Below are 23291 nucleotides of genomic sequence, written 5' to 3' on the forward strand. Positions count from 1 at the left end.
CAGCGGGAACCAGACCAGCAGGAGCAGCCCGGACAGGGCGGCGGGTACCCGCACGTACGCGACGGGCACCCGACCAGGCGTCTGAGGCCCTCGCGGCCCGCCCCGAGATGCGCGCAGCCGCCCCGAGGCGAGCCCGCACACCACCCGGTCCACCACCCCGTACACCGGTACGAGCAGCAGGTCATGCACCAGCGCCGCCCCGACGAACCACGCCGTCACCCCCACCCAGTCGTCCCCGAGCAACCGCACCCCGGCGTACCCGGCGAGCGCGAACGAGGCGAGCAGAAGCAGCAGTTGCAGCGGCCCCTCCCCGTACCACCGCCGAAACCACACCCCGCGCCTGGTCACAGCGGCTCCCCGCCCGGCCCCGACAACTCCCCGTCCGCTCACAGCAGTTCTCCAAAGGTCAGCCGGGACACCCATTTGGTGTTGTGCACGCCGGGTGCGGCCGGGACGATGACACGGGCCGGATAGCCGTGGTCGAGGGACAGCTCCTCGCCGTTGACCTGGAGCGCGAGGAGCGAGCGCGGGTCGCGGACCTGGTTCGCCCGCAGCGCGGCCCGCCGGAACGCCCCGCGCCGCTGGAGCGACTCCACCAGGACGGCCGGTTCCCGGCCCGCCTCGCAGCCGACGCGTACGGCCAGGTCGCGCAGCCGCACCCCGCGCCACCACTGGTCCGAGGTCGACCAGCCCTCCACACAGGCGATCGGCAGGGCCGCGCTGTGCTGGGTCATGGCCAGCAACTCGGCGCGGGTGAGCCGGACCTGGCCCGAAGGGCCGCTGACCACCAGGCGCCACGCCTCCGCCTCGGTGTCGGCCTTCACGATGCCGACGGCCGCGGCTGTCTTGTTGATCTGGAAGCCGTTCGGGCCGGTGCCCGGCTCACCGCCGCCGTGCGGGGCGAGCAGCGCCGTGTGCCGTAGCGGCCCGTCGAAGTTCTGCCCCGCCGTCGTACCGAAGAGCACCAGGGAACCGGCCCCGACCAGGCCGAGCGCCCCGCGCCGCGACACGCTCGGCGGGGCGGGCGCGGACGGCGCGAGGCCGCCCGGCTCGTACGGTTCGGGCTCCGCCGACCGTAGCCGCGCCCGCAGACCACCGCCGCGCAGCATCCGCAGAGCGGCGGGCAGCCGCAGCGCCACGTGCACGACGAAGGCGGCGAAGAACACCCAGGCCCCGTAGAAGTGCAGCGGGTAGAAGGAGCCCGGGAACAGGTACTCCAGCTGGATGTTGAGCACCCCGGTGACGAACTCGAACAGCACCCCGCCGACCAGGAGCAGCAGCGAGATCCGCTCCAGCGCGTGCCCCACGGACCGCGCCGGGGGCAGCGCGAACAGCCGCGGCACCACCGACCACAGCTTCGCGAGCAGCACCGGGATGAGGGCGATGCCCACGGTGACGTGCAGGCCCTGGGTGAGCCGGTAGAGCCAGTGCGGATCGGTCGGCCAGTCGAAGAGGTAGAACCCGAGCAGCCCCTTGTCGGGTGTCGTGTCGTTGACCGGGGACAGATTCGGGTTGTACGCGGCGTACGACAGCAGCCCCGTCACGAACAGCAGTGTGATCCCGGCGAGCAGTACGACGCCGAGCACCGAGGTGAGCCAGGGCCCGCGCAGCGGACTGCGCCAGAAGCCGGGGCTGGCCGGGGTTGTGATCCGGATCCGTGACATCCGTGGCAGGGGACTCATGGTGGGAACGTTAGGCCGGAGCGGGCCCGCGTCAGAGCACCCGAATGATGACGAAACGCTGACGGCCGGACGGGCGGGGATGCGAGGCGGCGAAGATCTGACAGTCCGGTGACACCTTCCGGTCGAAGCACCCGCCCCGCCACGACCTCGCTTACGGTGCGGCCGTGAGCACCGAAAACCTGGCAGACGAGCACACCAGCAAACCTGGCAACACCGGCCGCACCGGTGGACGCCGCGACCTGATCGCCGCCGGTTTCGCCGTCCTCCTCGTCGCCGCGGCCATCGTGGTCGGCCGGTGGATCGAGGACACCCACGGCACCCTGCACCTCAACTGGCCGCCCCTGTACGCCAAGTGGCAACCGCATCTCGGCCCCGGCACCCCGGCCGCCGTCGCGGTCGCCGCCGCCGTGATCGCGTACGGTCCGACGCTCGCCCGCCGACTCCGCTGGCGAACCCTGCTCCTCGCCTCCTGGGCCGGGTCCATGGCGTGGATCTGGTCCCTCGCCCTGATCGACGGCTGGCACCGTGGCATCGCCGAGCGCCTCACGACGAAGTACGAATACCTCCAGGTCATCGACCGCTTCGCGGACATCCCGAGCACGCTGCGGGGGTTCACCGGACACATCCTGATCGACTCACCCGACCACTGGCCCGCCCACATCGCGGGCCACCCGCCGGGCGCCACGCTCACCTTCGTCCTGCTCGACCGGATCGGGCTCGGCGGCGGGGCATGGGCGGGGGCGTTCTGCATCACGGTCGGCAGCACGGCCGTGGTCGCGGTACTCCTCACGGTGCGCGCCCTGGCCGACGGACGTCGCGCCGAGGAAGGGAAGCCCGGCGAACGAGACGGAGACGAGAGAGGCGAGGGAGGCAAGGGAGGCGGGAGAGGCGAGAGAGGCGAGGAACTGGCCCGCAAGGCGGCCCCATTCCTGGTCCTGGCCCCCGCCGCGATCTGGATCGGCGCCTCGGCGGACGGCTATTTCGCCGCCGTCACCGCGTGGATGACCGCACTCCTTGCCCTGGCCGCGACCCGCGCCGCCCCCCGCACACCGCTCCCGCGGCGTGCCGTGCTCGCCGCACTCGGCTCGGGCCTGCTGTTCGGCCTGACCGTCTACCTCTCGTATGGCCTGACGCTGTTCGCGATCGTCGTGGCCGCGGTCCTCCTGATCACCCGCACCTGGCGTCCGCTGCCCTGGTTCCTGGCCGGAGCGGCGGTCGTCCCGCTCGTCTTCCTGCTGCTCGGCTTCGACTGGTGGGAGGCGTACCACCTGCTGGTGGAGCGGTACCACCAAGGCGCGGGCGGCATCAGGCCGTACGGCTATTTCATCTGGGCCAATCCGGCCTGCACGGTCCTCGTCGTGGGCCTGGCGACGGTCGCGGGGCTCCGCCGGGTCCTGGCGCGATCGCCGAAGGCGGTACGAGCGAGCCTCACACCCACAGGCAGGGACGCAAAGGGGGGTCCGGAGCGGGACGCAAAAAGGGGGCCGGAGCCGCAGCAACGCCTGGTCCTGCTCACCCTGGCGGCCCTGCTTGCCCTCGCCGTCGCCGACCTCTCCGGCATGAGCAAGGCCGAGACGGAACGCATCTGGCTGCCCTTCGCCACCTTCCTGCTTCCCGCCGCCGCGCTGCTCCCCACACCGGGCCGCCGCTTCTGGCTCACGACCCAGGCAGCCCTGGCCCTGACCCTCAACCACTTGCTCTTCACCGGCTGGTGACCCGAAACAGGTCGGACTCCCCCCTTCCGTAAGCGACTCTTGAGTGAAGCTTCAAACGCCACGAACGCATCAACTAAGCGCGTAACGACACGTATGCCTATGTTGAGGAGATCAGGAGCCGTCACCGGACTGGCCACCGAGCCAGCGAAGCCCGGCGACCGCTCACGGGGGTTTCACCAGAGGGGGATTCTCAGCATGTCCGTATCGCATGGCATGCCGTCACGCGACCTGTCCGGCGGGGCGAACCCGACCAGCGGCGCCTTCGGCCGGATGTTCCCGAACCTGCCGCCGCGCCGGGCCACCGGCCTGGACGCGGCGCTCGCGCTCGGCGCGCCGGGCGGTCTGATGGACGGCGGTCAGACGACCGGCGCGCAGCTCGCGCCCGACTTCCCGGCGGGCTTCACGTACTTCGGGCAGTTCATCGATCACGATCTGACGCTCGACGTCATCTCGCGCCTCGACGAGCGGAACGCCCCGTCGAGCCTCACCGACTTCCGTACGCCGCGTCTCGACATGGACAACCTGTACGGGGCGGGGCCGGTGGTCAGCGAGCACCTGTACGACGGCTCGCGCGAGGGCCGCCTCGCGCTCGACCCGACCGGTGTGGACTTCGCCCGGAGCCCGGCGGGCAAGGCGCTCATCGGCGACCCGCGCAACGACGAGAACCTGATTATCAATCAACTGCACGTAGCGCTCATCAAGTTCCACAACCGGGTCACCGAACTGCTCGCCGCAGGCAAGATCCCGGACGCCCTGGGCCGCCCGTTGCCGCCCCGCCCCGAGGACGAGCCGCCGACCCAGCAGCCCGGCGTCCCCCTGGACCAGCTCCTGGACGCGGAGAACTACTACGAGTTGCTCTTCGCCTCCGCCCGCCGCCTGGTCACCTGGCACTACCAGTGGATCGTGCTGCACGACTTCCTGCCGATGGTCGGCGATCCGCGGGTCCTTCAGGACATCGAGGAGAACGGGCCGCGCCACTTCCGCCCCGGCGACCGCCCGTTCATCCCGGTGGAGTTCGCGGCGGCGGCGTACCGCTTCGGCCACCCGACCGTACGCTCCAGCTATTTCGTCAACGAGAACTTCACCGGCAAGATCTTCCCGGACGACCCGAACGCCGACCCGACGCCCCGCACCGATCTGCGCGGCGGTCCGGTGCTCCCGGAGCACGCGGTCGACTGGCGGCTCTTCTTCGACGTCGCCCGAGGCGTCGAACCGCAGGCCGCGAAGCGCATCGACGCCACCCTCAACACCCAGCTCCTGGATCTGCCGGTGAGCGCGGTCCCGGGCGCCCGCGAGGGCGCGCTCGCCCGCCCGGTGGCCTCGTTGGCGGTACGAAATCTGCTGCGCGGCGAGACCCTGGGGCTGCCGTCCGGGCAGGACGTGGCCCGCGCGGCCGGTGAAATCCCCATGACGGACGACGAGTTGGGCACGGCGGGCCCGGCCCACCTCTGGTACTACGTCCTCAAGGAGGCCGAGGTCCTGGGCCGCGGCCGCCACCTGGGCCCGGTCGGCACCCGCATCGTCGCGGAGGTCCTCACCGGCCTGATCGACGCCGACCCGAACTCCTACCGCTCCGTCTTCCCGCGCTGGCAGCCGACGCTGGGGGACCGCCCGGACCGCTTCGAGATCGCGGACCTGCTGCACATCGCGGGGGTGGTGTAGGGCGGTAGGTGCGGTAGCGGGCGGGACCGCGGTAGCGGCGGTAGCGCGGTAACTCCGTGGCGAGGTGACTCCGCAGCGCGGTAACTCCGTAGCGGCCGACTGCGGGTTTCGTCCTAGGTCGTATCCGCAGCCGTACGGTTCAGCGAACGCCGCCCCTGGTCCTGGTGCGCTCCCGGTGCCCCTTGGCATCGGACCTGCCGACGTGCCCGGGGCGGCGCTCCGACTCGCCGAGCCAGAGGTGCGGAACGCGGTCCCGTACGGCCCGGACCACAGGCTCGTGGGCACCGAAGGTGAGCGGGAGCCGGTAGCGCAGCCGGGGCAGGGTGGGGTGCGGCGGGTCCTCGTCGCGGACCAGGGGCCAGAGCACCGGGTCGTCGCGGTCGATCGGCCCGTTCGGGCAGAGCTCGAGCGAGTACGCCGTCCCCCGCCCCATGGGGCTCCAGTACAGCCCGACACCGGCAAGCCCCTGCCAGGGGATGACGTTCTGCGCCTTGCCGTTGAAGAACCACAGGCCGGTGCTGTCGACGCTCACCCGCGCCTTACGCGACTTCACGCCACCGTAGATCCCGAGCGCGCCGAGCCCACCGAAGATCACCATCCAGACGAGCCCACCGGCGACCTGCCCCACGGCGACCCCGCCATCCGCCACGATCCCGGCGACGACGGCGACCCCCGCGAGCAGCCCCATCACGACCAGAAAACCCCCGGCAACGATCCCGCGCCGAGCACGGGCCCCGGTCCGGATGACAACGGCATCCGGCCCCGGCCCACCGACACCGGACGACGCCCCCGAGGACGAAGAAGACGAGGAAGACTGAGACGGCCACATAGAAGCGGAGCATAACGAGCCCCCGTTCCCGCCCCAAGGCCACGCACGAACGCCCTTTTGAACACGTTCAAGTAATCGACTAAGGTCACGGGGACAACCGAGCAACGGCCGCGGGCCTACCGAGCACGGCCGTGGGACAGCCGAGCACGGCCAAGAGAACAGCCGAGGGAACGGCCAAGGGAACCGCCGTGGGAACGGCCGAGGAAACAGGGGAACCCATGAAGATCGTGATCCCAGGAGGCACCGGCCAGGTCGGCACCCTCCTCGACCGGGCACTCACCGCACAGGGCCACGAGGTCGTCACCCTCACCCGAACCCCCCGCGGCCCCCGCCAACTCCCCTGGGACGGCCGCACCCTCGACCGCTGGGCGGAGGCGATCGACGGCAGCGACGCGGTGATCAACCTCGCCGGCCGCAGCGTCAGCTGCCGCTACACCCCCGCGAACCTGCAGCAGATGATGGACTCCCGCATCGACTCGACCCGAGTCGTGGGCCAGGCCATCGCCGCGTCCACGAGCCCACCCCAGGTCTGGCTGCAAATGAGCACGGCCACGATCTACGCCCACCGCTTCGACGCCGCGAACGACGAGGCCAACGGCATCATCGGCGGCACCGAGCCCGATGTCCCCGACTACTGGGCGTACAGCGTGCGCATCGCCGAGAACTGGGAGCGAGCACAGCAAGAGGCCCCGACCCCGAAGACCCGCAAGGTCGCGCTACGCACGGCCATGGTGATGAGCCCGGACCGCGGCGGCGTCTTCGACGCCCTGTCCCGCCTGACCCGCCTCGGCCTCGGCGGCCCGGTAGCGGGCGGACGGCAGTACGTGTCCTGGATCCACGAGGACGATTTCGTACGCGCGGTGGAGTTCCTGATCGAGAGGGGCGAGCGTGCGGAATACCCGATCGAGAGGGACGACCGTAACGACGCAACCGAGCAGGAAGATCACGGGCCCCGGCCCCTCAGCGGCCCGGTGAACCTGGCCGCCCCCACTCCCCTACCGCACCGAGAGTTCATGCGCACCCTACGGACCGCCTGGCGCATGCCGCTCGGCCTACCGGCGACGCGCTGGATGACAGAGCTCGGCGCCTTCGCGATGCGCTCGGACACGGAGCTGCTCCTCAAGAGCCGCCGCGTCACCCCCGGCCGCCTCCTCGACGCGGGCTTCACGTTCCAGTACCCCACCTGGCCCCAGGCGGCGGCAGACCTGGTGACCCGCACACGGAGCCGCTGACCACCTCACCAGAGACGAGAGAGTCCCACTCCACCAGAGACGGAGAGTGACGCCCCGACCACGCACCACATCCACCGCCCGCCACCCCCCAGACCCAACAGATACGCAGGTGAAAGGCACTCCGAATCCTTGGTATTGTTGTCCATGTCGCCGCGGGCAACGCCCCGCGGGCCGACAGACACCTAGTCCGGGTGGCGGAATGGCAGACGCGCTAGCTTGAGGTGCTAGTGCCCTTTATCGGGCGTGGGGGTTCAAGTCCCCCCTCGGACACCAGCCATTCACCAACGGAATGCTGGTCGGGAGCGATCTCGACCAGCATTTTGTGTTGTGCGGGGTGGTACGTCATGCGCAGCCCCAGAGCCCGGTAGAGCCGGTTCTTCTGGGCGGTGTCGGCCGTGCGCAGGAGGTCGGCGATGTCACCGGCCGCTTGGACAAGCTCGGCGACGCGCTCGCGGGAGAGGGTCGCCGGTTTCCGGGTCTGCATCCCGGCTACAGCCGTGGCCCGGAGGGCTTCGGTTTCGGCGATCCACTGCGCCACAGTGGCGGAACTGGCCGCTTCGGAGTCGATCAGAGCTCGGTAGCGGGCGAGCTTGGCATCGCAGTCCCGGACGACCGCGGCGGCTTCGCTGGTGTCGGTGTCCGGCGAGCTCTGGGCTTGGGCTTCGTGCAGTTTCTTGATCATTTCGGCTATGCGTCCCGGCGCGAACTGCAGACCGATCCACTGGTCGAGACGCGGCACGACCGCGCTCTCCCAGATGAGCACGTTCTTCGGGTGCTGAACCTTGTTCGCTACGGCGTACTCGTGCGCGAAGCGGCACCGGGCGTAGGCGCTGTCGTGGGACCACTGGGTTCCCATGCGGCGTCGGCACAGGCCGCAGTTGACGAGGCCGCGCAGGGCGTACTGGTGATGGCGGCTGACGCGTTCGTGCGGCCAGGGGCGGCGGTTGCGTTCGGCTCTGCACTGCTGAGCGCGTCGGAAGTCGGCGAGGCTGATGAGCGGCGGGTGGACGATGTCCTTGGACCAGACCCAGGTGTCGACGTTGTTCCAGCGCATCCGGGTCTCGTAGCCGAGGGCCACGTCCTCGACGTCGAGGAGCACGTCCTCCTTGCGCTGTCTGTTCCACACTTGGTGCCCGGTGTAGCGGAGGTTGTTGATGATCGCCTGGACCGCGCCCTTCGACCAGGCGATGCCATCGCGGTGCCGATTGCGGTCGGGGTCGTGTGCGGAGGGGCAGGGGATGCCGTCGGCGGTGAGCCCTTCGGCGATGGCGTAAAGACCGCGTCCGGCCAGGTACTCGGCGAAGATGCGCTGGACGATGGGAGCCGCCACGAGGTCGACGTCGAGGCAGTGAAGCCGCCTGCCGTCCGCCGCCTTGGCGGGGTTGGGGTGAGGGCCGAGGTCCACGATGCGGTAGCCGTACGGCGGTCGTCCGCCGAGGCATAGGGGGGCAATCCTGCTCCCACGGGGGCGGTCACGGCACGGGGTTTCACCGTGGCTCGTGGAGCGCGCCCAGGCTCGTAAAGCGCGACCTACGCCGGCCTCAAGTGACTCAGGAGCGTCTGCAGATCGTTCCACGTAGCACCGCTGCTCCCGTCGCCCAACGGGTAGTGCATGGCAGGGCGTTGGGCCGGGCCCAGGGAGACTGGGGTGAGGGTCAGGGGTGGGCGGGAGGCGTGGTCGGTGCCGATCTGCTCGATGTCGTCGGCGCCGAGCGTGAAGCTGACCGGGATGGGCGGGGCCTCGAGGCGGGGCGGGACCGTCAGGTCGCGGTCGGCGCGGCGCAGGTGGGTGAGGAGGCTGGTCAGGCCGTGCTCGGCGGCGAGGGCCGCGGCCAGGGACTCAAGGGCGTCCACGGGCGGGGTCTCGTCGGGCCCGTAGCCGAACGCGGCGGTGATCTCCTCCTCGACTCCGGCGGTGGTACGGGTGATGCGGAGGGTGGCCAGGGCGGGGCGGTCGGGGTGGCCGACGGCGGTGAGCCAGCTGGGCTCCGGGGCGCGGTCGCGGACGAGCTCCGTCAACTGACGCGGGTTCCAGGGCAGGTTGACGGGCTCGGCGGTGCCCCAGCCGGCCGGAGGCGCGCCCGTGAGGTGCTGCCAGCAGGTCTCCAGGGCCCCGCCCAGGGTGAGGTCGGTGTCCGGGGTGTGGCGCGTACGGAGGGAGAGGAGGAGTTGGCGGTCGGCGGGGAGGCTCTGCCGGCGGGTGAAGGACTCTGCGGCGTGGGCCTTGCCGTCCGGTGTGCGGGCCGGGGCGAACTGGCCGTGCTGCCAGCGCAGTACGGCGCCGGAGAGGCCGTCGTAGTAGCCGCACTCCTCGTCCTGGACGACCCAGCGGTTGGGGTGCCCGCCGAGCGCGACCCGGGTGGGCAGGGTCAGGCGGGCGTGCGGCGGCGTGACGATCTGCAGGGCGCGGTCCTCGGCGGCGGCGGTGCGCAGCACATCCGCCAGCCACGTCGTCATCGGCACGACGGGGCGGTCCATGAGGACCACTGCGGCCTTGTCCGTCAGGACGTCCACGGCCGGCTGAGGGGTGTCCGACGCGGTGAGCGCGGCGGTCTCCGGGGTGAGCTCGACGGCTTTCACGGAGGCAGTGTTCGGGGGCCAAGTGGCTCCGCCGAGCAGGGCGTTGAGGCGGCCGGCGAAGGAGGCGGCGAGGCGTTCAGCCTCGGGGACGTTGGTGGTGGCGCGGGCCTCCGTCCACCACAGCGGGGCCTCGGGCAGGTCCGCGCCTTCGCCGAGGAGGCGGGCCGCCTCTCCGGGCACGTGCACAAGCAGCGGGGACTCCACCGTCAGGAGCGGCCGCCCCGCCGGGGTGCCCAGCTGGATGACCGCACCGGCGTGCAGGGCCTCGGCCTGCAAGTCGGGACCGCCCGCGTACAGGCTCATCAGGAGGGCCTTGGGGTCGGGCATCTTCTGGGTGAGGGCGATGACGTCCTTGGTCATGCGGGGGGCGCTTCCTGGGCTGCCGCGGCGTGCGAGGACGGCGCCGCGAGGGCGGTCTGTACGAGTTGGTGGCGGCGTCCGCGGCGGGCCAGCATGCCGCGTCCGGGCGGCTGTTGGGCGGCGTACAGCCCGGGCAGAAGCGGGCCCTCGCTGCGGTCCCCGGTCATCACCAGAGCCGTGGAGCCGGACTCGCGCAGCGTGGTGAGCAACGGCTCGTACAGGGCGCGGGAGGCTCCGGCGACGCGGCGGGCGAGGACGAAGTGCAGGCCGATGTCCTGGGCCGAGGAGATGTAGGGCAGGAAGGGTTCCAGGGGCTGCTGGCCTGCGGTGGTGAGGATGTCGTAGTCGTCGATGAGGATGACGATGCGCGGGCCGGAAAAGGTCGTGAGGCTGGTGAGGGTGTCGTGGTTGACGCTCTCATCAGGCATGCGTTTGTCGAGCTCGGTGGCGATGCCGGTGGCCAGGGCGTTGGCGAGTTTGATGTTGTACGCGTAGCCGCCGCGGTACGGCTCGGGGACCAGGCCGCGCAGACCGCGCCGCGGGTCGAACACGCCGAAGACGAGCTCCTCGTCGGTGTAGCGGGCGGTGAGCTGGTCGACGACCAGCTTCAGCAGGTTGGTCTTGCCGCACTCGTCGTCGCCGAGGATCAGCAGGTGCTGGTCCGAGCCGAACAGGTCGAGGGTGACCGGGGCCAGGCCGTCCTGGTCGACGCCTATCGGCACGCGGCGCGGCTCGGCCGCGGGCGACGGCAGCTTGGCCGCGGGCAGCTGGGTGGGCAGGACGCGCACCGGCGCCGCGAGGTCGCCGTGCCAGGACGCCCGCACGGACGCGGCGGCCTGCTCAAGCGCCGCGGCCAGATCCGCCGTCGACGGTGTGCTGTCGATACGGGGGAGCGCGACCTGGGCGAACAGCTTGCCGTCGGTCAGTACCCGGCCCGGTTCGTCCGCGCCGAGGGTCTGCGACAGCTTGCGTTCGATGCTGGAGTCGGCCGGGTCGTTCAGGCGCAGCTCCAGGCGGGTGCCGAACATCGACTGGGTGGCGATCCGTACATCGTTCCAGCGCAGCATCCCGGCGACCACGTGAATGCCGTAGCCGCCGCCGCGCTTGAGGAGGTCGGTGATGTCGTCCTCAAGATCGGTGAACTCGTCCCGCAGCGCGCCGAAGCCGTCGATCAGGAGCACGATGTCGGTGGAGGCCAGCTCCGGCAGTCGGCCCTGGGCGCGCAGGTGGCGCAGCTGCTCGATGGAGTCGATGCCGTGCGCACGGAACAGCTCCTCGCGCTCGTTCAGCATCATGCGCACCTCGGCCACCGTGCGCACGGCCCGCTCGTGGTCGGCGCGCCCGGCGATGCCGCCGACGTGCGGCAGCTTCGCCAGGGCGCTCAGGCCGCCGCCCGCCAGGTCCAGGCCGTAGAGGGCGACTTCACGCGGGGTGTGGGTCAGGGCGAGGGACAGGGCCAGGGTGCGCAGGAGCGTGGTCTTGCCGGTCTGCGGGCCGCCGATGACCGCTGTGTGCCCGCCGGAGACCGTCAGGTCGAGGTGCCACACGCCCTGCCACTGGCGGGCCGGGTCGTCCAGGACGCCGATCGGGGCGCGCAGCGTGCCCTCGGGGCGGCGGGCCAGGTGCAGGCCGCGCGCGGACGCCTCAAGGGGGCCCGCGACCGTGTCCAGGGCTACAGCGTCCGGCAGCGGCGGCAGCCAGATGCGGCGCACCGGGGCCGCGGCCTCGACCAGCTGGTCGACCATGACGGACATGACGGTCGGCCCGGTGTCCCGCTTGCCCGGCACCGCCTCGTCCTCGCCCGCGGCCGGGGCCTGAGCGTCGCCCAGCGTATTGAACGCCGGATACGGCCAGGCCAGCGGCTCGTCCTCGGCGGTCTCGCGCAGGGCAGGGCCGGTGTAACGCCCGGAGACGTAGCCGGCCTTGAAGCGGTCGTACGTCGACGTGTCGACCTTGAGGTAGCCGAAGCCCGGCAGCGGCGGCAGGTTGAAGGCGTCCGTGGTCTCCAGGACCGTACGCGACTCGTCGGCCGAGAAGGTGCGCAGGCCAAGGCGGTAGGACAGATACGTCTCCAGGCCCTTCAGCTTGCCCGCCTCGATGCGCTGGCTGGAGAGCAGCAGGTGCACGCCGATGGACCGGCCGATCCGGCCGATCGACAGGAACAGGTCGATGAAGTCCGGCTTCGCGGTGAGGAGTTCACCGAACTCGTCGATCACGACGAACAGGTGCGGCAGCGGCTCCAGACCCAGCTCGGGCCGCTCGGCGCGCAGCGCCGCGTAGTGCCCGATGTCGGCGACGTTGCCCGCGTCTTTGAGTACCTGCTGGCGGCGCTTGACCTCGCCCGCGAGGCTGGTGTGCACCCGCTCCACCAGGCCCGCCTGGTTCTCCAGGTTCGTGATCACCCCCGCCACGTGCGGCAGTTGGGCGAACGGCGCGAACGTCGCACCGCCCTTGTAGTCCACCAGGACCAGGGCCAGATCCTCCGGCGGGTGCGTCGCGGTCAGCGCGAGCACGAGGGTGCGCAGCAGCTCGCTCTTGCCGGAGCCGGTCGCCCCGACGCACAGCCCGTGCGGGCCCATGCCCAGCTCGGACGACTCCTTCAGGTCGAGCAGGACCGGCTTGTGGTGGTCGTCGACGCCGATCGGCACCCGCAAGAAGTCCCGCTCCCCGCGCGCCGCCCACAGCCGGCCCAGGTCCAGGGCGGCCGGGTCGTCGATGTGCAGCAGGTCGGGGAAGTCCACGGCCCCGGAGACCGGGGTGCCTTCCGCCACCGACTCGGCCGAGAGCCGCAGCGGCGCCAGCATCCGCGCGAGGCCCTCGGCACCCGCCACGGTCACGTCGTCCACGATGCCGGTGGCCGGGGGCCGCTGCGGCGTGCGCAGGTCCTCGACCGTGACCGCGTCGTCGGCCACGGTGATCCGCACGGACACCTCGTCCGGCTCGTGCACCTGCTCCTGCAGCAGGTGCAGCACGGTCACGCCCATCCCGGCGAGCCCGACGGCCGCGTCGGGGCGGGGCAGTTCGGCCGCGTTCCCGCCGTACTCGTCGCTGACGACCAGGAGCCGGTCCGACATCTGCAGCGCGTGCCGGTCGGCCAGGCCGCGGCGCACCTCGGCCGCGTACGAGGCCCGGCGGCGCAGATCGGTGCGCAGCAGGTCGGCCAGCTGGTCCAGGCTCGGGGCGATCCGGCGCACCGGCACCGGCCCGTCGTGCTGGTCCGGGTCGAGCACGTGCGGCAGCCACTTGGCCCACTCCCAGTCCGCCGCGAGCCGGTCGCCCGGCACACCGAGCGCGAGAGCGGCGTCGGCCGGCGCATGCAGCACGGCGGCTTGGATCAGCAGGGCCCGGGCGACCCGCAGCACGCCCTCGCGGTCGCCGACGATGCTGACGTTCCCGGCCCGGTCCAGGGGCACCGTGAGCGGACAGTCCCCGGCGCTCGCGTAGCGCGCGAGCAGGGCCCGCGCCTCGTTCAGCATGAACGGGTCCGGCGGGGTGAGGACGCCACCCTCGCCGTGCCCGATCGTCAGGGCCTGCACCGGCACGTCCCCGGTGCCGACCCGTACCCGCAGAAAGTCGGCGTCCAGGCGGCGCCGCTCCCACAGCCGGGCCGGGTCGCGGACGAGGTCGTACGCCGCCTCAGGCGCCGGATCCAGGATGCGGGCCCGCTCCCGTCGCTCCCGCTCGGCGGTCCCGAACTCCTCACGCAGCTGCTCCAGATACTCCAGATACCGCTCGCGCTGCGCCCGCCGGGTGCGCTGCGCCTTGCCGCGCTGCGACACGAACAGGGCCACGGCGGCGAGCAGCGCGAAGACGAGGACGATCGCGCCGATGGCCGCGAACCGGCTGCTGCGGATCACGGTCATCATCACGACCGAACCCATGACACCGGCCAGCGGCAGCAGCGACGTCGCCGCGTTGCCGATCTTCCCCTCCGGGAGGTTCGGCGGCGCCTCGACGGTGCGCGGCGCGGGCTCGGGCAGCGGGCGCGTGGCACGCGCCGGGCGGTGCACGATCTGCTGGCTCATGCCACCCTCCCGACGGCGGCCGACGTCAAGTGCCTTCGGCACGGCGTGAATTCCTGTTTCGGGTACGGCATCGATTCCTGTTGCGCGTACGGCGCCAGGTCCTGTTGCCCGTGCGGCGCCGATTCCCGCTTCCGGTACGGCGTCATGGCTGCTTCCTCACCGCGAACTGCAGGGCCTCGGCGGCGAGCCGGGCGGCGGCCCGACGCGTGTCCTCGCCGAGCAGCGCGTTCTGAATCGTGCCGCCCGCGCCCAGGTGCCGGTCGTAGGGGAAGGGCACGACCGCCACTCCCGCCTCGCGCAGATGGGCGGTCGCCTTCTTCACGTCCAGCGAAGTGTCGGGCGAGCTCGCGGTCAGCGCGACCACGGTCGTGGCGAGCACCCCGCGCGGCAGCCCGGCCAGCCAGTCCAGGACACGGCGGGTGCCGTTGACGCCCTCGGCGGTGACGGGCGCCACGACCACGCGCGCGTGCGCCGTGGCCATCGCGGTGCGCGCCACCTCGCCGGGCAGACACTCGCAGTCCACCACGGACACCCCGAAGTACCGGCGCAGCGCCAGCGTCACGGTGCGGTACATCTCGACGTCCACCATGGCGCCGATCCGGCCCTGGCTGGCCGGCAGCAGCCAGCCTCCGTCCGTCACCGGCACCAGGTAACCCGTGACATCGGTCAGGAGCATCGACGGATTCAGGAGCTGCGCCAGGTCCGCCACCGACCAGCGCACCGTCTCGGCCCCGAGCCGCACCGGCAGCGTGCCGAGCGCGGGGTCCATCTCCAGGGCCAGCACCGGATCCTGCCGGTAGTGGTTGAACGTACGGGCAAGGAGCGCCGACACCGTGGTCTTACCGACACCACCGCGGATGGAACTCACGGCGATGACCCGGCCCGTGGTCACCGGCTGCTGTACCTCCCGCCCGAGTCGGGTGAGCTCCTCGACCTCCTTGGCAGCGGACGAGGTCAGCTTCCGCAGCGACCGCCCGGTGCGCCGCACCGCGGAGTCCCCGCGCACCGGGCGCCCGACGGCCCCGGAGAGCCGCGGGTCCAGGGTCGGCTCGGACTCCGGGGTGACGGCGGGCGTGCGGGGGCCGGGTGCCGCCGGGGACGCTGATGCCGCAGGGGCGAGCCCGGTGGGCTCGGCGGGGGGCAGGGGCTGCTGGGTGAGGTGCATGGTGGGTTGGGCGTGCGGGGGCTGGGCGGTGGGCTGGGGCTGGGGCTGCTGGTTCTGTGGGGGTTGGTGCGGGTGTTGGGGCTGCTGTGACTGTGGGGCGTGGGCGGAAGCGGGCTGATTCGGGACATGTTGCCCGAATTGCCCTGCTTGGCCTGTATGAGCTGCATGGCCTGCATGGCCTGCTTGGGCTGCATACCCGGCGCCCCCGGCCTGCCCTGACTGGCCTGCGTGCCCGATGTGCTGGGCTTGCTGAGCCGCCGCGGCCTGCGCCGCCTGCGCGGCCCGCTCCCGCTCCTGCTCCTGGGCCTGCTGCTCTTGTGCCTGCTCCCGCCAGGCGCGCTCGGCCTCGGCCCGGGACAGCTGCAGCGTCATCGTACGGTCGTTGCCCCCGTCCGCCGGGCTGTCCGTGGCCCCGGGCCCGGGTTCGGCGTTATTGGCCTCGGCCTCAGCCTCGGCCTGCTTCAGTTCGCGCAGCACATCGCGCTGCCAGTCCGCTCCAGCCATTGGTACTACGCCCCTTTCCGACCTCGACCCCGACCCCGTACACCGCGCGGCACAACCGTCTCCGCGCCGCGCGTCAGAAGGTGTCGAGCAGGCGCCCGTACACCCCGAACACACCGATCGCCACCGGCAACAGCGCGATCACACCCACCGATTCCAGTACGTCCCCGAGGCGCCGCAACCGTACCCGCACATGCTCGGCGGGCTGGACGACAAGGACGGCGAGCGCCACCACGGCCAGGCCCGCGAGCACCGCGAAGGCCCCGAATCCCGCCTCGGGCCGCTGCAGCCACAGGACCACGAGCCGTACGGCCACGACGGCCCCGGCGACGAGCAGCACCACGACCTCGGCCACGAGTGGGAACGCGCGCGCCCGCAGCCACAGCACCGTCGCCGTGAGGACGGCAAGCGGAATGGTCCACGCGCTCGGCTCCCGCAGTGCGAACAGCGCCGCCACGGCCGCCGAGGCCGCGGCCACCACGGTGGCAAGGACGAGCCCTCGGTGCGTCGCGGTCAGCGCGGAGGCGACCTCCTGGCGCCCCACGGCACTCCCGCCGAGCCGCCGGTCGTCGAGCCCGGTGAGCCCTGAGGACATGAGCGCCAGGCGCGGCAGCAGGCCGAGCACGACGACGGAGGCGACGGCGATCACCGCGCCCACGCGCGCCTGCTGTGCGGCTTCCGCCGCCCCGCTCTGCAGCGCCGCGACGACACTCCAACCGATCCCGGCCGAGGCCACGGCCCCGGCGCCGATGAGCCCGCCGCGCCCCAGCGGCGTGAACCAGCCGGCGAGGACGAGCGCGACCACGGCCACGACGCCGGCTCCGGCCCACCGGGCGAGCCCGGACCAGTCGAGGGCGTCGGCGAGCGTCCAGGCGCCGAGCAGGCCGAGTCCGCCGCAGCAGGCGGTCAGGGTCGCGGCCACGCCGAGCCGCCCGAGGCGTCCGAGGAGCGCGCCGACGGCGCCCGCGAGCCCGGCGACGACGAGCAGCGCCGAGGCGACCCCGGCGAGGGCGCCGAACTCGCCCCGGGCGAGCACTCCGGCGGCCAGAGACCAGGCCACGGCGGCGGTCCCCGCGGTCACCCGACGTGCGGCGGGCCGCCAGCGCCAGGCGCGCAGCCCGAGGTCTTCGGCCACCTCGTCGGTGACGTCGTGCACGACCGGGGCCGACGGGGCATCCTGGGCGCGCACGAGGCGCAGCACGGCGCCGTCGGCCACCTGGGCCGACTCCAGGGTGCCGTCCTGCGGGAGCACGGAGCCGTCCGCCCTCACCAGGTGCCGCAGCATCGGCCGGGCGGCCGCCTGGTCGTCGAGAAGCCGGAGAATTTCCGGAAGCAGCCGCCCGATGGGCTCGTCCGACGGCAGAACAAGATCAATACGCCGTCGCTCGCCAACGAGCGTGACCCGGCTCAATCCCGCCCGGCCAGAACGATTTACGGCCCCCATACTCAACACGCGCTCGAACCTATCACCGGGGTGTGACAGCGGAAGATCCCGCGGAAGACGCCGGGGCACTGGACGGGGAACTCGGGCGGGAGCCGTAGGGATCCTGCCCGATGAGGCGCTTGGAAATGAATGACCACCCCACACATCCGGCACAGAGAATGGCCGCGATCACGATCCCGGCCACGACCTTCCCCAGCCGCTCGTCCACGGACCGCCGCCCGCGCTCCGCCCCGAACAGAAAGGCATCCCGCATCCGCCGACGCCGTACCGACACCGACTCCAGCAGCTGGCTGTCGTACTCCTGAGCCCCCACCGTTTCCCGGATCCTTTCCTGTCCTGTATCTGAGGCATGACGCCCGACACATGGACGCCCGACGCACGGACGCCTGACGCACGGACGCCTGACGCCGCTGTCCCACCTCGGGCGCTGCCGCCCGGTACAGCAGAGTCACCGAGTGCACCAGTGCTCGTGGCGATGGTGCGCCACCGGGAATGTCCCGCGCAAGCCCGGCCGCGATCCGCTCGTCGGGCTGCGGAAGCTGCGGAAGCTATCGGGACACGTCCGAGTCCCGCATCAGCTCAGCGAGGGGCCGTCGGGCTGACGCCACAAGCCTCGGCATCGTGGAGCTTGGTAGCCCGGACCAAGCCTTCGTTGAACGCGTCGTCACCGCCATTGGCCCGAACAAGCCAACCCGCGGCGTCATCTTCGTCATTGGCCCATACATACCCGATCGCAACATCACGGGCATCCGCGATTTCCAGATAGTGGGGCGCCCGGATCAGGCTGAGAGTGTGTTGCGCAGCTTGTCGATGATGCGGGAAATGAACTGGTTGGCCTCAGCCTCCGTGATTTCGACGTGGTCGTCTTCGTTGTGCCCCAGCTCGTACAGCCGCAGATACTCCGTCGGCTCCCAGCGCAGATTCCGTGTGAACGCCTCGTCGCGGAAGGACTGCCCTGCTCGGCGGCGACGCAGGATGCCGGCAGGCCGTTCACGGGGAAATTCGTCGTCAATGCGGGCGTAGTAAGTGACCGTCCCGGGCGGCGAGTTGAGTACGTCCACCGAGGCGCCGCAGCCGTTCAGCCACAGCTCCAGCTCAAGACCCGCGAGTTCACGCAGCGCTCCGCCCTCGTCGAGGTGGGCGGGGCCGAACACGGTGCCGGTCAGACCGCGCACGGCCGTTTTGCCGTCGAGCACTACCTCGAACGATGTCTCGTTCACGGTCGCGTCGGTCAGGTCGGCGCCCTGGACCTGGACGTGGAAGAGGCCCGCGCCGTGGAGTGTCGCGCCCCGGAACGATGCCGCCCGCGCATCGACCTGCCACAGCTCGGCGCTCCCCAGATTGGCACCGGTCAGAGCGGCGCGGCGCAAGGACGTCTCGCGCAGGTCGGCTTTCGACAGCCAGGCGCTCGACAGGTCCGCGTCATCGCACGCCGCGGCTGCCAGGTTGGCCCGATAGAGGTCGGCCCCCACGAGCTTGGCATGGCGCAGGTCTGTCTCGATGAGTAGCGCGGTGGCCAGATCGGTACGGCTGAGGTCCGCCCCGGACAGGTTGAGCCCTGACGCGTCCAGGGTTGTGGTGTCGTCCGGTGAGGCAGACCAGGCGCGCAGAGCGTCAGCAGCCTCCGGGTCGGAGGGCATGCCCCGCACCTTCCTGCCAACGTTCCGGATACCGGACAATTCGATCACTGGCCAGCGCTGAGTCTCTCCGTTGCCGCCTCGATGAACGCGGCCGCCTCCGTTGCGGAGATTTCCACGTGATCGATCTCGTTGTGTCCGAGCTCATAGAGCCTGAGGTACTCCGTCGGCTCCCAGCGAAGATTGCGGGTGAATGCCTCGTCGAAGACCTCCTCGTCCCTGCCGACGAGGCGGCGACGGACGACGCCCCGCGGGTTGCCGCGCGGATACCCCTCGCTGATCTTCGCGTAGTACGTGATCGCCCCTTCCCCGTCCAGCGCGTCGAGCGTCGTCCGGGCGAGGGTGAGGAACGGAGTGGCCGTGACGCTGGCTTCCAGGCTCCAGAACGGCAGCGAGACGCCATTGAGGTCGATGAACTCCCCGATGGAGAATCCGCCACCACGCTCGTACATCAGCAGCAGCGGCTCATAAGGATCGGGGAGGTCGGGGAGGTCAACCTTTGCCGTAGAGCGCAGCGCTGCCCAGCGCACGGCACCCTGACACGTCCGTTTCACGGAATTCCGACCGATGCCGCTGCTGAGGAATTGCTCCAACTCGGCGGCGACATCAGCATCCAGCTGAACCGTGGGGTCGACGTACTCCGCGATGTCGAAGAACGGCCAGACATCCTCGGCGCCGTATGCCTGGGCCCAGAGCGCGGCGCGACGCATGTACTCGCGCATCAGCAAGGCGCGTGAATGCGGGTGGTCGAACGCCTCATCCCAGTCATCCCAGTGGACGGAGCGCAGTCGCTCCAGTACCGCGCGCGACGGCTCGTCGGTCACTTGAGATCCAGCCCTTTCGATCGCAGCTCCTGAACGACAGCCTTCACCATGTCGTCGAGGTTGGACAAATCGTTTGCCAGCTCCAGGGCAGGTGGCTTCAGGCCAAGCCGTCGCTCCCAGTGCTTGAAGCCGCCTGCCGTGTCGTTCGGTGACAGTTCGTGCGCGCCGGCATCCCGCACGTCCTGGGGGAAGTCGCGCTGGTAGCCCTTGAAAACGCCGTTGTCATGCACGGGTGAATAGAGGTGAGGATGGTCGTAGGCGTACGGGAGGCCCGCCTTCATCAGACGGCTCTCAATGTACTCATGGGCCAGGAGGTGCTTGAACTGCCGCACCTCGTCCGGGGACAGAGACCCCTTGTGTGCCCCCTGCCAAAGGTCGGCGATGTCATCTCGCGGCTCGAAGAGCCCTCGCTTTACCTCACCCGGGCCGAGAGGAACATCGTGCTGCGAGCGGAACAGGTGGCTCTTCACCTGCCGGAGCACTGCTTCGTCGACACCAGTGTTCCGCGAGATTTCGGGGAGGTCGGCCTTGTTCGGAGTGGCCCGGATCTCTTCGTAAATCCTGCCTGCACGTTCCGACGGCTCCGTGACCCAGCCCGCACCGGCAGCCCGTGAGCCGGGTTCGCCGGGCGTCACACCGTCCGTTGGGTCGTCGCCCGCCCGCACCGCTTCGCCGCCGGTGTCCCCGACGTCGTCGCCCATCGCGCCGAGGCCGTCGGACACCGAATCAGCGTCCTTCCCGAGCGCGGATGCGACGTCGTCCGCGCCGTGACCGGCAAGGTGGATGGCACCCGCGTCGTGGGGCACGGGTACCTGGCCGAACAGGTCCTTCTGCTGGGCCTTGATGGCGGCCAGCTCTTCGGGGGAGACCCCCGGGAGGCGCTCCTTCTCGTAGAGGGCATGGCCGTCCATCTTGGCCGTGAAGCTCTCGGGCGTATGGAACTGCACCTCGAAGACCTGGCCCGAAACCGGGTCGCGCCACGTCGAGTTGATTCCCTTGTAGCCCGCCGAATCCCAGGTGTTCTTGAACGTGACATTCTCGAACCCGCGCGCTTGGAGGTCGTTGACCGCTTGCTGCACGCCATGGGTGTAATCGCGGGCCGGAACCTCGACGGTGTAGCGGATCGAGTCCTTGATGTCGCCCAGCGCTCCCGTGGGCGTGACATTGATGTCCTCGAGCATGTCGGTGGCCAGCTTGCGCTTGAGCGAGTCCTCGCCCTTGAGCCGGAACTCAAGACCATTCAACTTGCCGTTGTCCACGCTGTGGGCGATCTCCTGCATCGCCCCGGTGATACGCGGCTCGGCCTCCGCGGATTTCCGCATGAACTCATCCGCGGAGGCGTTGGCGTCGACGTCCAGTCGCAGACCGTTCTCACCCGCCCAGGAGCCGTCGGGCAGGTTGCCCTTCGGGGGCTCCTCGGGCAGACCACCCGAGCCGGGCAGGCCGTCGCCGCCGGTGGGCGGGACGCCACCCGTATCGCCTCCCGCCGCCGCGCCTTCGCCTCCGTGACTGGTGGTGGCGTGCTCACCGCCGGAAGTGGCGTGCTGGTCCAGGTTGCCGCCCGGGCCGTGATCGCCCCAGCCGGGCCCGGCAGTGTGGCCGCCGGAGTCGGGGGCCTCGTGGCTGCCTCGCGGTTGAATGGCGTCGTCACCGAGGCGTGCGGTGGCGTCGGTGGAGCGGCCGCCGACGCCGGAGAGGGCCGGTTCCTGCTGCGTCGCCGGGACGTGCTCGGCGCCGCGCTGCTGCGCCGTGCCCTCGGCCTTGATGTCCTGGGGGCTTTCCAGGGGCGTGCCGTCGGCGCGGTGGACGACGTTGGTCTCGGTGTTGAGGTAGACGGTGTGGCCGTCGGGGTGGGTGTAGGCGAGGGTGTTGTCGGGGCGCAGGCCGGAGTTGGCGGGCAGGTCGGCCTGGGTGAGGGGTTGGTCGGCGAGGTGGTAGGTGCCGGCGTCGGGGACGTTGACGTTGACGTGCGGGGTGGCGTCGATGCCGCGGAGGTTGGTGAGGGCGTCGCTGATCTTGATGGTGCCGAAACGGGCGCCGCGGGCGATATACGCCATCGGGTCGATGGCGGTGGCGACCTTGGAGGCCGCGGAGATGCCGCGGGCGATCGCGCCGCCCTTGGCCGCGGCGCCGACACCGCCGGACAGGACCGCGGTGCCGATGTTGAACACGGCGCCGCCGGCGGCGCGGGCTCCGTGGCCCTGCTCCCACTGGTCGTAGGAGATCATCGCCTTGCCGGCCTCGACGACGGCCTTCTTCGAGTCGTCCACCCACCGGCCCACGGCGTTGTCGCGGCCCATCTGCGAGGTGGCCAGGGCGGCGCCGGGGGTAGCGATGATGGCCAGGCCGGTGACGACCTTGCCGAGGTTCTTCCACGCCTCTCCGGCGGAGATCTCGTCGCTCAGGCCAACGAGGGCGCCCAGGCCCTTGATGGTGCCCCACAAGCCGTCGACGATCAGGCCGTCCCACACGAACTGCTTGACGTGCCGGTGGATCTCGTACCAGTGGACCGACTCCTCCAGCTTGTCGCCCCACGGCAGCCCACCGGCATTGTTCAGCATGTCCGCGCTGTAGCCGTACTCGTTCTTGGCCTGCTTGTCGTCCCCGTTGTCACGGACGTAGCGGAAGTCCCCGAACAGGGCGTGAATCTTGTTCGCGCAGGTGCGTTCGGCGTCCTGGAACGCCGCGAAGGCCGCGTTCACCTCGCCGCGGCGGTTGTTGTTCTCCTCGATCAGGTCGCCGTCGTAGTGCCAGTCCTCATCCCCGGCGATCTTGGTGCGGAACTCGGCGGCCTCCTGCTTGAGCCGCTGGAGCTTCGCCACGATCGGGCGGATCTCGCTCGCATACGCGCCCAGGGCCTTGGAGATGGTGCCCAGCTCGTCGTTGAAGTCGTTCGCGCCCGACGCGACCGGGGCCGTGGTGGCGAACAGCTGCTCCGCCTCCGGCGCGTCGTAATACGCCGACAGGCCACGGAACGAGCTGTCGACCTTGCTGCCGGCCTCCCAGATCAAGGAGCCGTCACCGGAGACGGCCGACACGTCGCGTTCCAACTGGCCCAGATCACCGGTGAACTCGGGGATCTCCTCCGGGTCCAGGGGGGTCTTGTCGTCGCTCACTTGCCACCCACCTGCCGGCCCTGACCGTTACCGCCGGGGAGGTCGATCTTCTCCGGGGCCCTGAGGACCTTGGCCTGGGCGTCCTGGGCCATCTGCAGATTGCCCTGCTGGTAGGCATTGGTCGCCTGGGCTGCCCCGTTGATCGCGTTCGCCGTCCGCGCGGCCATCGACTCCAGCTTCTTCTTCCGCTCGTTCAGGTACGCCGCCAACGCCGCCGCGACCGGGCCGGTCGGGGCGGGCTGCGCCGTCAGCACGGTCGGGCGCTGTTGGCCCGGGGCGACCGGGCCGACCATGGGCTGCTGTGCCATGTTCGGCCGCGCCGTGCCTGGGGCGACCGGCCCGGTCATCGGTGTATAGGCGCTGCCCTGCACCACCGTCCCGGCCGAGGCCCCGGCACTGGCCAGGTCCTCGACCATGGACTGCACGGCCTTTTGCAGCCGCCCGGCCGCATCCCCCGTCACCGACAGCGTGCCCTGCACACCGGCGGCCTGAATGTCCCAACGCGACACGAGAACCCCC

The 23291-nt window shown here is 71.0% G+C and carries 14 protein-coding genes, 1 tRNA gene and 1 pseudogene; 4 read left to right on the forward strand and 12 right to left on the reverse strand.

What is annotated here, in order from left to right; translation table 11 throughout:
* Positions 1-386: 386 nt before the first annotated feature.
* A complete protein-coding gene (locus tag ACWD10_RS31670; protein WP_451097103.1) occupies positions 387-1682 on the reverse strand; it encodes a molybdopterin-dependent oxidoreductase in 1296 nt (431 codons plus the stop codon).
* Positions 1683-1846: 164 nt separating this feature from the next.
* Here ACWD10_RS31670 and ACWD10_RS31675 point away from each other — a divergent pair, with 164 nt between their 5' ends.
* Positions 1847-3397, forward strand: a complete 1551-nt coding sequence (locus ACWD10_RS31675) for a hypothetical protein (RefSeq protein WP_451097104.1) — start codon at positions 1847-1849, stop codon at positions 3395-3397.
* Positions 3398-3592: 195 nt separating this feature from the next.
* On the forward strand, positions 3593-5059 hold the full coding sequence (locus ACWD10_RS31680) for a peroxidase family protein (protein ID WP_451097105.1): 1467 nt from the start codon (positions 3593-3595) through the stop codon (positions 5057-5059).
* 139 nt (positions 5060-5198) lie between these two features.
* Here ACWD10_RS31680 and ACWD10_RS31685 read toward each other — a convergent pair whose 3' ends face one another.
* Positions 5199-5747 carry a hypothetical protein gene (locus ACWD10_RS31685; protein ID WP_451097106.1) on the reverse strand — a complete coding sequence of 183 codons (549 nt, stop codon included), beginning with the start codon at positions 5745-5747 and terminating at the stop codon, positions 5199-5201.
* Positions 5748-6106: 359 nt separating this feature from the next.
* Here ACWD10_RS31685 and ACWD10_RS31690 point away from each other — a divergent pair, with 359 nt between their 5' ends.
* Entirely contained in the window at positions 6107-7120 is a 1014-nt protein-coding gene (locus ACWD10_RS31690) for an epimerase (protein WP_451097107.1), read from the forward strand.
* A 185-nt stretch (positions 7121-7305) separates the two neighbouring features.
* Positions 7306-7393: transfer RNA gene (locus tag ACWD10_RS31695), tRNA-Leu, on the forward strand.
* A gap of 733 nt (positions 7394-8126) precedes the next feature.
* On the opposite strand, the pseudogene ACWD10_RS31700 reads toward ACWD10_RS31695, so the two are convergent.
* From ACWD10_RS31700 to ACWD10_RS31745, 10 genes and pseudogenes are all read right to left on the reverse strand, one after another.
* A pseudogene (locus ACWD10_RS31700) lies at positions 8127-8696 on the reverse strand (recombinase family protein); the annotation flags it as partial.
* Positions 8651-10060, reverse strand: coding sequence for a DUF6177 family protein (locus ACWD10_RS31705; protein ID WP_451097108.1), 1410 nt, complete (start codon positions 10058-10060; stop codon positions 8651-8653). The gene ACWD10_RS31705 and the pseudogene ACWD10_RS31700, both read right to left, overlap by 46 nt.
* Entirely contained in the window at positions 10057-14085 is a 4029-nt protein-coding gene (gene eccCa, locus ACWD10_RS31710; RefSeq protein WP_451097109.1) for a type VII secretion protein EccCa, read from the reverse strand. Before eccCa ends, ACWD10_RS31705 begins: the two co-directional genes overlap by 4 nt.
* Before the next feature lie 142 nt (positions 14086-14227).
* Positions 14228-15754 (reverse strand): nucleotide-binding protein, encoded by a 1527-nt coding sequence (locus tag ACWD10_RS31715; protein WP_451097110.1) that lies wholly within the window; start codon positions 15752-15754, stop codon positions 14228-14230.
* Positions 15755-15827: 73 nt separating this feature from the next.
* Positions 15828-17195, reverse strand: coding sequence for a type VII secretion integral membrane protein EccD (gene eccD, locus ACWD10_RS31720; RefSeq protein WP_451097145.1), 1368 nt, complete (start codon positions 17193-17195; stop codon positions 15828-15830).
* 22 nt (positions 17196-17217) lie between these two features.
* Complete coding sequence (locus ACWD10_RS31725; RefSeq protein ID WP_451097146.1) at positions 17218-17448, reverse strand: hypothetical protein; 231 nt, start codon at positions 17446-17448, stop codon at positions 17218-17220.
* A gap of 526 nt (positions 17449-17974) precedes the next feature.
* Positions 17975-18835: a pentapeptide repeat-containing protein gene (locus ACWD10_RS31730; protein ID WP_451097111.1), complete on the reverse strand. Its 861-nt coding sequence runs from the start codon at positions 18833-18835 to the stop codon at positions 17975-17977.
* Positions 18836-18879: 44 nt separating this feature from the next.
* A complete protein-coding gene (locus tag ACWD10_RS31735) occupies positions 18880-19656 on the reverse strand; it encodes a hypothetical protein (RefSeq protein WP_451097112.1) in 777 nt (258 codons plus the stop codon).
* The gene (locus tag ACWD10_RS31740) at positions 19653-22772 is read right to left on the reverse strand and encodes a hypothetical protein (protein ID WP_451097113.1); all 3120 of its coding nucleotides are present in this window, start codon (positions 22770-22772) and stop codon (positions 19653-19655) included. The genes ACWD10_RS31735 and ACWD10_RS31740 overlap by 4 nt, the downstream gene beginning before the upstream one ends.
* Positions 22769-23281, reverse strand: coding sequence for a DUF6507 family protein (locus ACWD10_RS31745; RefSeq protein ID WP_451097114.1), 513 nt, complete (start codon positions 23279-23281; stop codon positions 22769-22771). The genes ACWD10_RS31740 and ACWD10_RS31745 overlap by 4 nt, the downstream gene beginning before the upstream one ends.
* Positions 23282-23291 lie beyond the last annotated feature (10 nt).

Source organism: Streptomyces sp. NPDC002851 (assembly GCF_053591935.1).

What these genes read in the sequence shown, in the direction of transcription:
- ACWD10_RS31670 (WP_451097103.1), bottom strand. Translation starts at nt 1,682, where the DNA reads ATGAGTCCCCTGCCACGGATGTCACGGATCCGGATCACAACCCCGGCC.
- ACWD10_RS31680 (WP_451097105.1), top strand. Translation starts at nt 3,593, where the DNA reads ATGTCCGTATCGCATGGCATGCCGTCACGCGACCTGTCCGGCGGGGCG.
- ACWD10_RS31685 (WP_451097106.1), bottom strand. Translation starts at nt 5,747, where the DNA reads ATGGGGCTGCTCGCGGGGGTCGCCGTCGTCGCCGGGATCGTGGCGGAT.
- ACWD10_RS31690 (WP_451097107.1), top strand. Translation starts at nt 6,107, where the DNA reads ATGAAGATCGTGATCCCAGGAGGCACCGGCCAGGTCGGCACCCTCCTC.
- ACWD10_RS31705 (WP_451097108.1), bottom strand. Translation starts at nt 10,060, where the DNA reads ATGACCAAGGACGTCATCGCCCTCACCCAGAAGATGCCCGACCCCAAG.
- eccCa (WP_451097109.1), bottom strand. Translation starts at nt 14,085, where the DNA reads ATGAGCCAGCAGATCGTGCACCGCCCGGCGCGTGCCACGCGCCCGCTG.
- ACWD10_RS31715 (WP_451097110.1), bottom strand. Translation starts at nt 15,754, where the DNA reads ATGGCTGGAGCGGACTGGCAGCGCGATGTGCTGCGCGAACTGAAGCAG.
- eccD (WP_451097145.1), bottom strand. Translation starts at nt 17,195, where the DNA reads ATGGGGGCCGTAAATCGTTCTGGCCGGGCGGGATTGAGCCGGGTCACG.
- ACWD10_RS31725 (WP_451097146.1), bottom strand. Translation starts at nt 17,448, where the DNA reads ATGCGGGATGCCTTTCTGTTCGGGGCGGAGCGCGGGCGGCGGTCCGTG.
- ACWD10_RS31730 (WP_451097111.1), bottom strand. Translation starts at nt 18,835, where the DNA reads ATGCCCTCCGACCCGGAGGCTGCTGACGCTCTGCGCGCCTGGTCTGCC.